Source organism: Rhodococcus sp. NBC_00294, from assembly GCF_036163995.1.
Classification (GTDB): Bacteria; Actinomycetota; Actinomycetes; order Mycobacteriales; family Mycobacteriaceae; genus Rhodococcoides.
This window is the reverse complement of record NZ_CP108043.1, coordinates 768,656-782,241: the sequence shown is the minus strand read 5'-3', so window position 1 is coordinate 782,241 and position 13,586 is coordinate 768,656. Positions and strand designations below refer to the sequence as shown.

General features: G+C 67.8%; 15 protein-coding genes. 10 read left to right on the top strand and 5 right to left on the bottom strand.

Going from position 1 to position 13,586, the window contains the following annotated elements:
- On the top strand, positions 1-1,248 hold the full coding sequence (locus tag OHB23_RS03730) for a multidrug effflux MFS transporter (protein WP_442973016.1): 1,248 nt from the start codon (positions 1-3) through the stop codon (positions 1,246-1,248).
- Here OHB23_RS03730 and OHB23_RS03725 read toward each other — a convergent pair.
- Positions 1,232-2,608 carry a HAMP domain-containing sensor histidine kinase gene (locus OHB23_RS03725; RefSeq protein ID WP_027506591.1) on the bottom strand — a complete coding sequence of 459 codons (1,377 nt, stop codon included), beginning with the start codon at positions 2,606-2,608 and terminating at the stop codon, positions 1,232-1,234. The genes OHB23_RS03730 and OHB23_RS03725 overlap by 17 nt on opposite strands.
- Positions 2,605-3,309 (bottom strand): response regulator transcription factor, encoded by a 705-nt coding sequence (locus OHB23_RS03720; RefSeq protein ID WP_027506592.1) that lies wholly within the window; start codon positions 3,307-3,309, stop codon positions 2,605-2,607. Before OHB23_RS03720 ends, OHB23_RS03725 begins: the two co-directional genes overlap by 4 nt.
- Positions 3,310-3,467: 158 nt before the next feature.
- Between OHB23_RS03720 and OHB23_RS03715 the strand changes: the two genes are divergently transcribed.
- From OHB23_RS03715 to OHB23_RS03680, 8 genes are all read left to right on the top strand, one after another.
- Positions 3,468-4,115, top strand: coding sequence for a hypothetical protein (locus OHB23_RS03715; RefSeq protein ID WP_328810901.1), 648 nt, complete (start codon positions 3,468-3,470; stop codon positions 4,113-4,115).
- A 365-nt stretch (positions 4,116-4,480) separates the two neighbouring features.
- Complete coding sequence (locus OHB23_RS03710; protein ID WP_328810900.1) at positions 4,481-4,951, top strand: MarR family winged helix-turn-helix transcriptional regulator; 471 nt, start codon at positions 4,481-4,483, stop codon at positions 4,949-4,951.
- Positions 4,948-5,325, top strand: coding sequence for a DUF5313 family protein (locus tag OHB23_RS03705; RefSeq protein ID WP_027506594.1), 378 nt, complete (start codon positions 4,948-4,950; stop codon positions 5,323-5,325). The genes OHB23_RS03710 and OHB23_RS03705 overlap by 4 nt, the downstream gene beginning before the upstream one ends.
- A 45-nt stretch (positions 5,326-5,370) precedes the next feature.
- Positions 5,371-5,724 (top strand): YidH family protein, encoded by a 354-nt coding sequence (locus OHB23_RS03700; RefSeq protein ID WP_231476430.1) that lies wholly within the window; start codon positions 5,371-5,373, stop codon positions 5,722-5,724.
- A complete protein-coding gene (locus tag OHB23_RS03695; RefSeq protein WP_027506596.1) occupies positions 5,721-6,020 on the top strand; it encodes a DUF202 domain-containing protein in 300 nt (99 codons plus the stop codon). The genes OHB23_RS03700 and OHB23_RS03695 overlap by 4 nt, the downstream gene beginning before the upstream one ends.
- Positions 6,021-6,087: 67 nt before the next feature.
- Positions 6,088-6,777, top strand: a complete 690-nt coding sequence (locus OHB23_RS03690; RefSeq protein WP_328810899.1) for a ZIP family metal transporter — start codon at positions 6,088-6,090, stop codon at positions 6,775-6,777.
- Positions 6,778-6,885: 108 nt separating this feature from the next.
- Complete coding sequence (locus tag OHB23_RS03685) at positions 6,886-7,056, top strand: CsbD family protein (protein WP_027506598.1); 171 nt, start codon at positions 6,886-6,888, stop codon at positions 7,054-7,056.
- Between the two features lie 211 nt (positions 7,057-7,267).
- Positions 7,268-7,531 carry a lipopolysaccharide assembly protein LapA domain-containing protein gene (locus tag OHB23_RS03680; protein ID WP_056443214.1) on the top strand — a complete coding sequence of 88 codons (264 nt, stop codon included), beginning with the start codon at positions 7,268-7,270 and terminating at the stop codon, positions 7,529-7,531.
- A gap of 4 nt (positions 7,532-7,535) precedes the next feature.
- Here OHB23_RS03680 and OHB23_RS03675 read toward each other — a convergent pair whose 3' ends face one another.
- The 3 genes from OHB23_RS03675 to OHB23_RS03665 form a co-directional block, all read right to left on the bottom strand.
- Complete coding sequence (locus OHB23_RS03675; protein ID WP_328810898.1) at positions 7,536-9,713, bottom strand: putative bifunctional diguanylate cyclase/phosphodiesterase; 2,178 nt, start codon at positions 9,711-9,713, stop codon at positions 7,536-7,538.
- A gap of 121 nt (positions 9,714-9,834) precedes the next feature.
- Entirely contained in the window at positions 9,835-11,250 is a 1,416-nt protein-coding gene (locus tag OHB23_RS03670) for a fatty acid desaturase family protein (RefSeq protein WP_037186465.1), read from the bottom strand.
- 38 nt (positions 11,251-11,288) lie between these two features.
- Entirely contained in the window at positions 11,289-12,386 is a 1,098-nt protein-coding gene (locus OHB23_RS03665) for a ferredoxin reductase (protein ID WP_328810897.1), read from the bottom strand.
- 178 nt (positions 12,387-12,564) lie between these two features.
- Between OHB23_RS03665 and corA the strand changes: the two genes are divergently transcribed.
- The gene (gene corA, locus OHB23_RS03660; RefSeq protein WP_027506603.1) at positions 12,565-13,581 is read left to right on the top strand and encodes a magnesium/cobalt transporter CorA; all 1,017 of its coding nucleotides are present in this window, start codon (positions 12,565-12,567) and stop codon (positions 13,579-13,581) included.
- Positions 13,582-13,586 lie beyond the last annotated feature (5 nt).

Here is a 13,586-nt window from a genome sequence, read left to right as displayed (position 1 = left end):
ATGAGCGTCGACACTCGGTCCGGCGACACCGTCGACTCGACCGCCGCGCGGCCGGTGGCGTCCGGCGTGATCGCGATGCTGGCGCTCCTTGCCGCCGTCGCGCCCCTGTCCATCGACATGTATCTGCCGGCATTCCCCCGCATGGCCGAGGAGTTCGGTGTCAGCGCCACGGCGATCCAGCTGACCCTCACGACGTTTCTCGTCGGTCTCGCGATCGGCAACCTGGTGATCGGGCCGCTGTCCGACCGCTTCGGTCGACGCCCCTTGCTCCTCGTGGGCACTTTCGTGTCCATCATCGCGACCATCCTGTGCGCGTGGTCTCCGACCGTCGAGTGGCTCACCGTGTTCCGGTTCTTCCAGGGCTTCACCGGCGCCGCCGGCGTCGTTCTCTCCCGCGCCGTCATCAGTGACCGTGCACGCGGCGCGGCGGCCGCCAAACTGTTCAGCCTCCTCGTGCTCGTCAACGGAGTCGCTCCCGTCATCGCCCCGCTGCTCGGCGGTGCGGTCATCGGTCTGACAGGGTGGCGCGGCGTCTTCTGGGTGCTCGCCGGTGTGTCCGTCCTGATGTTCGTGGGTGTGCTCGCACTCCTGCCGGAGAGTCATCCCGCCGAGCTCCGCAGCACGGGCGGACTCTCCACCATGATCGCGGACGCACGGGAGGTCATGTCCAACAAGCGATTCCTGGGCTATGCGGGCGCGTTCGCCTTCGGCTTCGGCGTCATGTTCGCCTACATCTCCGCATCGCCCTTCGTGCTGCAGGAGGTGCACGGGCTTTCGACGACGTGGTACTCCATCGCCTTCACGGCCAACGCACTCGGCATCGTCGTCACCAGTGGTGCCAACGCCAAGCTCGTCGACCGCGTCCGTCCGGAAGCGCTGTTGCGCATCGGTCTCGTCTCGATGGTCGCGTTCTCGGCGCTGCTCGTCGTCGACGCGGTGGTCGGGCCCTACCTGTGGGCGGCCCTGGTACTGCTGTGGTTCGCCGTCGCCAGCCTGGGTCTGGTGATCGCCAACGCGACGACTCTCGCACTGGGAGAGGCGCGCCGGGCCGCGGGCACGGGATCGGCCGTCATGGGCGCGGCCCAGTTCGGCCTCGCCGCGGTCATCTCGCCGCTGGTGGGACTCGGCGGCGAAGGCACCGCGGTGCCCATGGCCGTCACCATGCTCGTCAGCGCGATCATCGGCCTCGGCGGGGTGGTGTTCGGAACCCGTTCCCCCACAGAGCAGTCGGTCACCGAGGCACACTGAGGACGAAGGCGGTGCCGTCGTACACGACGTCGCCGCCGTGGGCCCGCGCGTAGGTTCGGGCGATGGTGAGGCCGAGTCCCGATCCCTCCGAGGTGCGAGCGCTGTCCAGCCGCACCATCCGGTCGAAGATCCGCTCGCGATCCTGAGCGCCGATGCCCGGTCCTTCGTCGGACACCCGGATCGTCGCGGTGGTACCGGCGTCGCGCACGTCGACGGTGACGACGCCGTCCGGCGGTCCGTGGCGCAACGCGTTGTCGGTGAGGTTGGCCAGGATTCGAGCGAGTCGTGCGGCGTCGACCGGCGCGACCACGCTCTCGCCGGTCACCACGACGGTCGAGTCCGGTGCGAGCAGCCGCGCCCGGTCGGCGTCGGCACGGGCCAGAGCGAGAAGGTCGTGGTCATGCCGATCCAACTCCACGTCGTCGTCGGTGCGCGCCGACATCAGCAGATCGTCGATCAGCCGGGATGCGCGGCGTGATTCACGAATCATCGACGCCAGCAGTCGTTCCCGCACGTCGCGCTCGGTGTCGACGCCGCCCCGCAGCAGTGTCTCGGCGGCGGCGGAGATCCCGGCGACCGGCGTTCTCAGATCGTGAGCAGCATCGTCGACGAACTGCCGTGTGCGATCGGCGGTGGCACGCTCGCGCGCCTCGGCTCCTTCGAGCTCGTCGAGCATCTCGTCGAATGCCGTTGCGGTCTCACCCAGCTCGGTGTCCGACCGGGTGGGAGCGAGTCGGTCACCGCGATTACCCCGGGTGATCGAACGGGCCAGTGCCGTCATGCTGCGCAACGGTCGGAGCGATGCGCCGACGACCACCGCCATGAGCAGTGCCGCCACCGCCGACGCGACGAGCACCAACGGAATCAGCACCACGAGCAGCTGCCGCTGCACCGCGTCGATCGAGGACGTGTCGACGGCGACCGTGAGAACCGATCCGTCGGTCAGGGTCGTCGTCGAGACCCGCGTCGGCCTCGTCTCCTCCGGGCCCGGTGGGGGTCCCGGCGGGGGACCGTCTCCCGGCGTCGTCGGGGGACGTAGTGCGGGCGGCGGTGTCGTCGCTCGGAGCGCGAGGTCCCCGACGATACGGCCGTCCGTCGTCACCAGTTGCGCCGCCACGTTCTCTCCCTGTGTGGCGGAGACGATCTCGGTGGGATCGGCACCGTTGTCCAGCAGTTGCTGCGCGGTGGCGGTGCGGCCGGCGAGGCTGTCTCCCGCCGAGGCCTCGAGCTGGCGTTGCAGCAACACCGTCGTCGCCACGACGATGCCGACGAGCAGGACGAGCACCACCGACATCACCGACACCAGCAATCGCAGGCGCAGAGATCCGGTGCGGAGACCGCGACGGGGTGGGGTCGTCATGCTGTCGGACTCACGGTGTCGGCGGCCAACACGTAGCCGATGCCGCGCCGAGTGTGGAGGATGCGCGGGCCGAACTCCTCGAGCTTGCGACGCAGCGCGCTGATGTGGACCTCGACGAGGTTCTCGTCGTATGCGTCGTACCCCCACACCTGCGTCAGGATCTGGGTCTTGGACACCGTTCGCCCGCGCTGAGCGGCGAGGTAGGACAACAGCTTCCACTCCGTGGCCGTCAGGTTGAGGGCGTTGCCGCCCCGACTGGCGTCGCCCGATTCGGTGTCCACCGACACGTCTCCGCATTCGATCGAGGTGGCGACCGCGCCGTGTCGTCGGAGCACCGCGGTGACGCGGGCGAGGAGCTCCGCCATCGCGAACGGTTTCACCAGATAGTCGTCTGCACCGGCGGTGAGCCCGGTGACGCGGTCGGACACCGAGTCGCGCGCCGTGAGCATCAGCACCGCCGCGTCGCTGCTGCGGCGCGCGACCCGCAGGAGCTCGAGTCCGTCCCGGCCGGGAAGCATGATGTCCAGGACCACGAGGTGGGGTCGATGGTTCGCGAGCGCGGCCTCGAACGCGGAACCGTCCGCGTCGGACCGGACGTCGGCACCCAGGTCCGCGATCGCGGTGGACACGGACAGCCGCAACGTCTCGTTGTCCTCGATCACGAGGATTCTCGGGGTCGCTGCGGGTCGCCGTTCGGTCACGACACCACTATGCGGGTCCCGAGCTGAAGACTTGCTGAAGACGAGGCCCTGATCGCCGCGACTTCAGGCAGGCTTCAGGTCCACGATCGAGTGTCGACCTCACGAACGGCGCCGCCCGGTGCCGACGAGAGATGAGGACGACAATGTCGACAAGAGTCATGCGTGTCAGGACAGGCCGACTGATCGCCGGAGCAGTGCTCGCCGGTGGGCTGCTGCTCGGAGCGGTGGGAACCGCGTCCGCCGACGGCCCGGGCGAGGCGCCCCCGGTCTCCGAGAGCGCGGCGCCCGACGCCTCGGCGCCCGCGACTCCCGCACCCGACGCTGCGGCACCCGACGCCGGTGCGACGTGCGCGACGCCTCCGGCTCCGCCGGAGGATGCTCCCACTCCGCCTGAGGGTGCACCGACTCCGCCCGAGGGTGCGCCGACTCCGCCCGAGGGTGCTCCCACTCCGCCTGCTGCGGGTGAGGGTGCGCCGACTCCGCCCGAGGGTGCTCCCACTCCGCCTGCTGCGGGTGAGGATGCTCCGACTCCGCCCGAGGGTGCTCCCACTCCGCCTGCTGCGGGTGAGGATGCTCCGACTCCGCCCGAGGGCGCCCCGACCCCGCCTGAGGGTGCACCGGCTGCCCCCGAGGGCGCGCCGGCTCCGCCTGCGCCCGGTTGCGGTCCTGACAGTGGCCCGGCGGGCCCCGGCCATGGTGGTCCGGCCGGTCACGGGCCTGCAGGTAAGGGTCCGGGCGCAGCGCCGGGCGCTCCGGCGCCCGAGGGTGCTCCCGCACCGGCCGAGTGCGAGGCCCCCACACCCTGATCATCTCGCGTGGTGTCGGCACGCGTTGCCGGCACCACGCGCACGGGTTCCAGCGCCGTACACCCCGTCCAACCGGCCGCAGTAAGTGTTCGCCTGCAGCAAGGGGTGCACATCGCCCGGTGCCCCGAATCGTGGCCTCCCTCTCAGGGGCTGCGCCTCCGCGATCAGCGCCGCACCCGACCCGCACAGGCCCCAGCGTCGTGCACCCCGTACAGCCGGCCGGAGTGGGTGTTCACCTGCAGTAGGGGGTGCGAATCGCCTACCGCATCGCCCACAGCGCCGACCCCCCGACCGACAGCACCCCGCCCAGCCAACCGTGAGCCATCGAACAGTACGTACTCTCACTATCAGCGTACGATGGACCCGTGACCACCGCCGACCCCCTCGCGCTCGACCGTCAGGTGTGTTTCGCCCTGGCCGTCACCAACCGCGCGGTGCTCTCGGTCTACCGGCCGATTCTCGAACCGCTCGGACTGACGCACCCGCAGTACCTCGTCATGCTCGCCCTCTGGGAGCGGGCACCGATGTCGGCGGGGGAGATCGCGTCGGCTCTGCAACTCGAACCCGCCTCGCTGACGCCGCTGCTCAAGCGGCTCGACGCCGACGGTCTGCTGACCCGGCGCCGGAGCGACACCGACGAGCGCAGGCTGGTGATCGACCTGACCGACGAGGGGCGACAGTTGCGAGGTTCGGCGGAGTCCATACCGGGCACCGTCATCGAATCTCTGGGTGTCGACGTGAGCGAGCTCGAACAACTTCACGCGGTGCTCACCCGGATCAACACCGCGGCCATCGCGGCCGGTGCACTGTCGACCGAGCGGAGGAGCACACGATGAGCAGGACTCGCCCGGGGCCGCTGCAGTGGATCGGTTATTCGTTCGGCCGCACGTTGCCCCTGTCCATGCAGGCCTGGGTGCGTGAGGACCTGATCGGTGATCGTGCGGTTGCGCGTCATCTGCTGCGCAGCATGGTGCCGTTTCTCCCCATCTTCGCGGCGTTCCTGCTGTTCCCCGGTGAGTTGTGGCTGCGCGGCGCGATGATCCTGCTGGCGGTACTGCTCGCGCTGTTCTACGCCGCCGCGTACATGGAACCCAACCGTCGCCGTCGTCTCAAAGCGCACGGGTTGTCGCCGGACCTGCAGAACCCGAAGAAGGTCGCGCGGGACGAGGCGGAACGCCGCGCCTACGAGCGCTGGCACCCCAACCGCTGACACCCGCTGTGGCCCTGCGGGCCGTCGCCGACGAGAGTGGGTGCCGTGCGACTGTGGCCGACCGGACTGCGCGACGGCAGTGACCCCGATCCGAGATTCACGCTCGCGAACGAGCGGACGTTCCTGGCGTGGATCAGGACGTCACTCGGCCTCGTGGCCACGGCCGCGGCACTCGAGGCGTTCGGTGGGGATCTGCTGCCTCCGTGGCTGAGAACCACCCTCGTGCTGGGGCTGCTCACTCTCGCGGCGGTTCTGGCCGTCGGGTCGTTCGTGCGCTGGATCCGTATCGAGACGGCCATGCGCCGGCGGGCGTCACTGCCTCTACCCGCTGCGGCGGCGCTGCTCGCGGGGGGTCTGGTGATCGCCGTGGTGGCGTTCGCGGTGGGGCTGTACCTGTGACGGAGGCACCGGGCCTGCAGGCCGAGCGCACCACGCTCGCTCGGGTGCGGACCGCACTGACCATGGCGGTCACGGCTCTGATCGTCGCTCGTGCGGTGCGAGATCATCCGCCGCTCGTCGCGATCGCGGTGCTGTGCGCTGCGCTTCCGATGGTGTCGGTCGTGTTCTCGACGAGGACCCATTCCCGACTCGTCGACGGCATGGACCGGGACGTGCTCCCCGGTGCCGCAGGCCGGCTCGTCGTCCTGCCCGTCGTCGTCGTCCTGCTGGCAGTGGTCACCGCGCTGGGTCTGTGAGAGCAGGTCGTCGGATGACTCGACGACGCGGACCGGGGTACTCCCCGCCGGTGACGAGACGATCGAGATGCTGACCGCCGCCCTGTACGGCATCGGCACGGCGCTTCCCCTGGTGATCGGTGCGGTGATCGGGCTGCGGTGGACACTGCCGAAGCGGGTGTTGGCCGGTCTCATGGCCTTCGGTGCCGGGACGATGATCGCCGCCGTGTCGTCGGAACTGTTCGAGCCGGCGTTCCGTCAGGCCGGCATCCTCGTCGCGGGCGCGGCGCTGTTCCTGGGCGCGGGTGTGTACGTCGTGGCCAGCCATCTGATCGAGAACAAGCTCGGGCCCGCAGCGATCGGGTGGGCACTGATGCTCGGCACGATCCTCGACGGAGTCCCGGAGAACACCGCGCTGGGTGTCTCCCTGACGTCCGGTGGCGGGCTGGTGCTGCTGGTGGCGGTCGCGGTGGGCAACGTTCCGGAGGCTGTCGGTGGTGCATCGTTGATGCGGGACCGACACGACTTCTCCGCGGCTCGGGCGATGACCCTGTGGACGGCCACGGCGGTCGTGCTCGTGGTGGTCACCGTACTGGGCCACCAGTTGTCCGACGCCGTCCCGGAGGTCGGCATCTCGACGGTCCAAGCGTTCGCGGGCGGTGCCACTCTCGCCGTGCTCGCGGACTCCCTGATGCCCGAGGCCTACAAGGACGGCGGCTGGTGGGTGGGCATGTCCACCGCGCTCGGCTTTCTCGTGGCGTTCGCACTCGGCGGGTAGCTGTGACCGGGATCACTCTGCATGGACGTGCGCTTTCCGCGCCGGGCCTCGACTCACCTTTCAGAACGCGATGGTCACCCGCCGTCGCTCCGAACGAAAGGTTTCATCATGGGAATCGTCGACAAGGCAAAGAACGCAGCAGAAGACGCCATCGGCAAGGCCAAGGAAGTTGTCGGTGACGCCACCAACAACAAGGACCTCGAGGCCGAGGGCAAGAAGGACCAGGGTTCGGCCGGCGTGAAGAAGGTCGGCGAGAACGTCAAGGACACCTTCAAGTAAGACTGCACCACTCCACACCCGGGCGGCGCCGGACCCTCAGCGGGTCCATCGCCGCCCGTGGTGTGTCCGGACACTGTCGGGTTCGACGCACACCTCGCTCGAACCGACCGAACGGACATGTTTCTTCCGCGGGTCCGCGGACCATCACTCCTTCGAGCATCCGCTCACTCGATCGCCGGCCAGGACCGGCGACATCGCGAAAGGCACCACCATGACCGACACCACCACCCACGCACACACCGGACGTCGCCGTGCCGGAGGCTTCGTCTCGAAGCTGTCTCTCCTGATCGCGCTACTCCTCACGATCGCACTGGTGATCTTCATCCTGCAGAACACCGTGCACACGACCATCAACTTCATCGGGTGGAACTTCGATCTGGCACAGGGTGTCGCACTCCTCGGTGCCGCCGTCGTCGGTGCCGTCATCGCCTGGACCATCTCGGGCGCGGTCCGGGTCCGACGCGCCGTCAAGTAGCGCGTCACCGCAGCGATCGGACACCCTCTCGTAGGAGTTGTTCGATCGCCGCAGCGGGCATCGGGCGCGCCAGATGGAAGCCCTGTGCGAGGCGACCGCCGCATGCGCGATACGCCTCGGCCTGCTCGGCGGTCTCGATGCCTTCACCCACCACGTCCACTCCGAATGCAGTGCCCAACAACACGATCGCGGCCACGATGGCGTGTGGTCTCGCACCGGGTAGCGCGTTGTTGAGACAGTCGAAGATCGGATAACGGTCCAGATACGCGATGCTGCTGTGGCCGGTTCCCAGATCGTCGAGTGCGAACGACACCCCCATCGCGTGCAGCGCCTCGAGAGTGGTGGCCACGCGGGCGTTCTCCTTCACCCACACGGTCTCGGTGATCTCCAACCCGAGACGCGTCGCCGGCAGGCCGGTCGCGTCGAGAGTGCGTCGGACCGACTGCACGAAGTCCGGATCGTTGAGCTGGTGGGCGCTCACGTTCACGCGTATCGAGACGTCCTCGGGCCAGCGCACCGCATCCGTGCACGCGGTCTGCAGTGCCCACAGGCCGAGGTGTCCGACCACGCCGGTGCGCTCCGCCACCGCGACGAACTCACGAGGCGAGACGCTGCCGAGTGTCGGATGATCCCAGCGAGCCAAGGCCTCGGCGGCGACGACGGCGCCCGTCACGAGGTCGACGATCGGCTGGTAGACGAGCCGCAGTTCGCCGTCCACGAGAGATCGTCGGAGGTCTGCGGCGAGTCGGAACACGCGATCGGCCTCGTAGCGATCGCGCACGTCGTACACGTCCGTGGTCCCGGGAGCCGTGCCCTTGGCGCGGTACATGGCCAGATCCGCGCGGCGCACCATCTCCTGCGCGGAGGGCACATCGTCACCGGCCACGGCGATTCCGATGCTCGCACTGAACGGGATGGGCTGATCGCTCTGCGGATCGACGGTGGCCAGCGCTGTCGAGATGCGCACCGCCCGGCTCCGCGCGTCGGCCTCGTCCACCACGTGGTCGCACACGACGAGAAATTCGTCGCCGCCCAGCCTCGCCACCGTGTCGCCGACCGCCATCGTGCGCTCGAGCTTGCGCGCCAAGGTGATCAGCGCCGCGTCTCCACTCACGTGTCCGAGGCTGTCGTTGACGGTCGTGAAGTCGTCCAGGTCGGCCAGCAGGACCGCGACGGTGGTCTCGCTGTCCGCGGCGCGAGCCACGGCCTCGTCGATACGTCGGTACGCGAGCGCTCGATTGGCCAGACCGGTGAGCGGATCGTGGAGTGATCGGTACCGCAGTTCGTTCTCGAGCTCGATACGCCGGATCGCCGCGACCAGGATGTCCGTGGCCGTCCGCAGGAACGTCACGTCCCGATCCGTGTACTCCCGCGGAGCCGCGCTGTGCACGGCCAGCACCCCGGGCCGAGGCGTGGAGTCGAACGGGACGCAGACGGTGCTGAGCAGTCCGCGCGAGCGCATCGTCGTGGTGTCGAATCGCGACTCGGTCCGCGCGTCGGAACAGATGACCACCGTGCCGGAGGAGAGGGCGAGGCCCGGAGCCGAGCGGGTACAGGTTCCGAACACCTCGGGCCGCTCGCTCACCCCGCTGTAGGCGACGACGCGCAACGCGGTGCGGGTGTCGTCGAGGCGTGCGATCGACGCGCACTCCGTACCCATCAACGACGAGGCGGCGCTGGTCGTCGCGTCCAGAATGGTCGTCAGATCACCGTCGACCGCGAGCCGCCCCAACAGGCCGACAGCACTCTGCTCGCGAGCCCGGTGGGCGGCCGATTCCAGGACGTCGGTGAGGGCGCTCTCGTGACTGGTTCGCAGCCGTCGATCACGCATGATCGACGCGATCACCGGCTCGTCGCGCTCACCCGCGGGAACCAGGAACGTCGAGATGGAGACCGGTACGGGTTCTCCGGTGTCGAGCCGCCGGAGTTCGCCGACACCCTGCCAGTGGCCGGTGGTGTGCAGCGATCGTTCCACGTCGGGCGCAGCGAGCAGACCGACGTCGGAGAAGAAGTTCGCCGTGGTCAGGCGGAGCACGGCGTCGAGTGACGGTGCTCCGACGAGCGCGAGGCCCGCCGGGTTCAGGTGGAGGATGCGGCCGTCCAGTGCGGACAGGGACACCAGCTCGGGCGCGTTCTCGAACACACCCGTCAGAAGGGCGGGGTCCAGGCCGTCGAGCGCCACGAACGACCTCCGAAATGGGAAACGACCGGCGTCTCCGGCCCGATTCACTCGGGTATCCAGAGAACGCCGGTCGAAACCACTCGTTCGTCAGATCAGTGCTGCCGTCACCGGCAGCGCGTCGTCACTCCCCGCGCGGAGGGAGCTTCGCCTCGACGCCGCCACCGTTGTGCTCGGGGCCCGAGTCGGGGTGACCCGCCGGCACGCGGTTGCGGAAACGAGCCGCCTCGCTGGGCTTCGACGAGGAACCCCCGACGCGCTCGCCGCGGTACGGTCCGGGCTTCGGGGCCATCTTGCCGCCGGGGAAGGCGAGTCGAATGATGGTGCGCTGCACCGATCCCCACTGCTTCATCAAGGGGCCCGAGTTGTACGGAAGCTGGTAGCGCTCGCAGATGTCCTTGATCTTCGGCGCGACTTCCTTGTACCGGGTGCTGGGCATGTCCGGGTACAGGTGGTGCTCGACCTGGTAGCTGAGGTTGCCACTCATCAAGTGGAACAGCGACGAGCCCTCGATGTTGGCCGCTCCGACGAGCTGGCGGACGTACCAGCCGCCGCGGGTCTCGTTCTCGGTCTCTTCCTTGCTGAACGTGTATGCCTGGTCCGGGAAGTGACCGCAGAAGATGATGCCGTGCGACCACAGGTTGCGGATGATGTTGGCGACGAAGTCCGCCGTCACCGTGGCAACGAAAGTGCGTTCGATGCCGGCACCGTGCTTGTCCAGAACCTTGGCCACGGAGTTGGTCGCCTTCGACGAGCTCAGCGAGCGCAACCGCGCACCCAGCTTCGACTTGCCGGCGCCCGAGACGCGTCCACCCGAGACGACCTGTACCGCGCCGTAGGCGAGAGCGCTGACCGCGGGCCAGCCGATGTAGTCCTTGACGATCTGACGGCGCGCCTTGGTCCCGATGCCGCGCAGATCGGTGAGCAGGTCCTTCATGGGCTTCTCGCCCTTGCGGATGGCCTCGATGTCGAGGTCGTGGAGCGCGACGCCCCACTCGAAGAAAGCCATCAGCAGCAGGTTGTAGAACGGCTGCGCGAGGTAGACGGGCGACCACGGCTGGTTCGGGTCGATCCGCATGATCTCGTAGCCGAGATCCTTGTCCTTGCCGCGGATGTTGGTGTACGTGTGGTGCACGTAGTTGTGCGAGTGCTTCCAGGCCTCGGCGGTGGACGCGGTGTCCCAGTCCCACACCGACGAGTGGATGTCCGGATCGTTCATCCAGTCCCACTGGCCGTGCATGACGTTGTGGCCGATCTCCATGTTCTCGAGAATCTTGGCCACACCCAGGCAGGCCGTTCCGGCCACCCAGGCGGTGCGGCTCTTGGAGCCGAAGAGGATCACGCGCCCCGCGACAGCGAGCTGGCGCTGCGCCGCGATGACCGTGGTGATGTAGTTGCGATCGCGCTCACCGAGGTCGGCGTAGACCTCGTCGTGAATGGCGTCGAATTCCTTGGCAAGCTGTTCGATGGTCTCTTCGCTGAGATGTGCGAGCGGACTCTCGATGGACACTTCGGTCTTTTTCCCGGTGTCGATGCTCATGACGAACCCTCCCTGTTACTGCATGTGAATCGGTCTCGTCAGAGATCGATTTCGATATCTCCCTCGGCGGTGTTCACGCAGATGCGTACCGCCTGCCCCGTAGGCTCGGAGACTTCCCCATTACGTAGATCTCTCAAACGTCCCTTCTTCAGGGTTCCGGTGCAGGTGTGGCAGATGCCGATCCTGCAACCGAACTTGAGATCCAGCCCCGCTTCCTCCCCGGCCGCGAGAATGGGTGTGCCTCCGTCGCATTCGACGTCGGTGTCGCTACGGATGAAGCGGACAGTGCCGCCCTCTCCTCCTTCGTCACCGCCACCGATGACGGGTTGGAAACTTTCGTAGTGGAATTTCTCCGGGTCACCCTCGGATTTCCAGTAGTCGCGCAGATCGTCCAACAGGTCGCCGGGACCGGAGCAGAATGCCTCGCGCTCACGCCAGTCGGGGCACAACTCGTCCAGATCGGTGGCTTTCATTCGACCTCGCTCCTCGGTCACCCGAAGGTCGAGACGCAGCGACGAGTGCTTGCGATCGAGGCGCTCGAGGGTCTCGGAGAACATCGTCTGGTCGCGACTGTGCACGGAGTGGATGACCACGACGTCGTGCATGGCGTCGAGGTGGTCGAGTTCGCGCAACATGCTCATGATCGGTGTGATGCCACTGCCCGCGCTGATGTAGAGCAGTTTGGCGGGCACGGGATCGGGGAGGGTGAAGACTCCCTCGATCTCGCTCAGTCGCACGATGTCGCCCGGCTTGATCCCTTGCACCAGGAACGGGGACACCGTGCCCTCGGGAACCAGCTTGGGGCTGACGGAGATCAGGCCGTGGTCGCCGTGCGGGTCGGAGGTGATCGAGTAGGCGCGCCAGTGATAGCGGCCGTCGATGACCACGCCCAGTCGGAGGTACTGGCCGGGCTGGTGCCCACCCCAGTCGTACCCGGGCCTGATGAACACCGACACCGCGTCGGTGCCTTCCCTCTCGACCCGGTCGACCTTCCCGCGGAGCTCCTGGGTGGTCCACAACGGATTGATCATCTCGAAGTAGTCGTCCGGCCTCAGCGGGTTCGACAGATGTTTGAATGCCTTGAGCATGGTTCGGCGGAGTACCGAAACCTGGGGTCGTGCGCCGCGTTCTGCCACAGGTCACACGCTATCGCCACGGCGCGGATCCGCGTCCGTAAACGGACGATTGTGGACAGAAACGAGTCCGTTTCGCTTCCGTCGTCGCGGTGGACGAAGATTCGTGTCCGAGGTTTGGATGCGAGCGTCCTGGTAGCCGCCCGACGGGCGGCGGACGTGCGACGACGAGGGGTGAACTGTGCCGATCGTGGACAACGCCGTGTACGTGCACGGGGCGCGTACCGACGAGCCGGAGAGTCTGGATCGCACGTACGAGCTCCTGCGGGCGTGCGGCGGCATGGCGTGGATCGGGCTGTATCGTCCCGACAAGACCGAGATCGACTCGGTGGCAACCGAATTCGGGCTGCACCGATTGGCGGTCGAGGATGCCGTCCAAGCGCACCAGCGGCCCAAGCTCGAACGCTACGGCGATCAGTTGTTCGTCGTCCTGCACCCCGCGCGCTACATCGACGAGACCGAGAAGGTGGAGTTCGGCGAGCTCCACGTGTTCTGCGGTCCCGATTTCGTCGTCACCATCCGCCATGCCGAGTCACCCGACCTGGGCGTGGTCCGTAAACGGCTCGAAGGTGCGCCGAAGCTGCTCGAACTGGGAACCGAGGCCGTGCTGTACGCGATCCTCGACCAGGTGGTCGACGAGTACGAACCGGTCGTCGCCGGTCTGGAGAACGACATCGACGAGATCGACGACCAGCTGTTCACCGGCGATCCCGACGTCTCCCGTCGCATCTACGAGCTCTCCCGCGAGGTGATCGAGTTCCAGCGCGCGACCCACCCGCTGGTGTCGATGATCGAGGCCCTCGGCCGCGGATCGGAGAAGTACAACGTGGACATCGAGCTGCGGCGCAACCTGCGCGACGTGCTCGACCACGCGATCCGCATCACCGAGCGCGTCGACTCGTTCCGCGCCAATCTGCAGAACGCCCTGTCGGTGCACACCACCCTGGTGGGACAGCGGCAGAACGACGAGATGCGTGCGATGACCCAGGTGAGTCTGGAACAGAACGAGCAGGTCAAGCGGATCTCGTCCTGGGGCGCCATCCTCTTCGCGCCGACTCTCATCGCCGGCATCTACGGTATGAACTTCGAGCACATGCCGGAGCTGAGCTGGACCTTCGGCTATCCCGGAGCCGTCGGCGCGATGCTGCTCGCGTCGTGCGCGCTGTACATCGTGTTCCGGAGACAGAAGTGGCTCTAGCCCCG

What these genes read in the sequence shown, in the direction of transcription:
- OHB23_RS03730 (WP_442973016.1), top strand. Translation starts at nt 1, where the DNA reads ATGAGCGTCGACACTCGGTCCGGCGACACCGTCGACTCGACCGCCGCG.
- OHB23_RS03725 (WP_027506591.1), bottom strand. Translation starts at nt 2,608, where the DNA reads ATGACGACCCCACCCCGTCGCGGTCTCCGCACCGGATCTCTGCGCCTG.
- OHB23_RS03715 (WP_328810901.1), top strand. Translation starts at nt 3,468, where the DNA reads ATGCGTGTCAGGACAGGCCGACTGATCGCCGGAGCAGTGCTCGCCGGT.
- OHB23_RS03705 (WP_027506594.1), top strand. Translation starts at nt 4,948, where the DNA reads ATGAGCAGGACTCGCCCGGGGCCGCTGCAGTGGATCGGTTATTCGTTC.
- OHB23_RS03690 (WP_328810899.1), top strand. Translation starts at nt 6,088, where the DNA reads ATGCTGACCGCCGCCCTGTACGGCATCGGCACGGCGCTTCCCCTGGTG.
- OHB23_RS03685 (WP_027506598.1), top strand. Translation starts at nt 6,886, where the DNA reads ATGGGAATCGTCGACAAGGCAAAGAACGCAGCAGAAGACGCCATCGGC.
- OHB23_RS03680 (WP_056443214.1), top strand. Translation starts at nt 7,268, where the DNA reads ATGACCGACACCACCACCCACGCACACACCGGACGTCGCCGTGCCGGA.
- OHB23_RS03670 (WP_037186465.1), bottom strand. Translation starts at nt 11,250, where the DNA reads ATGAGCATCGACACCGGGAAAAAGACCGAAGTGTCCATCGAGAGTCCG.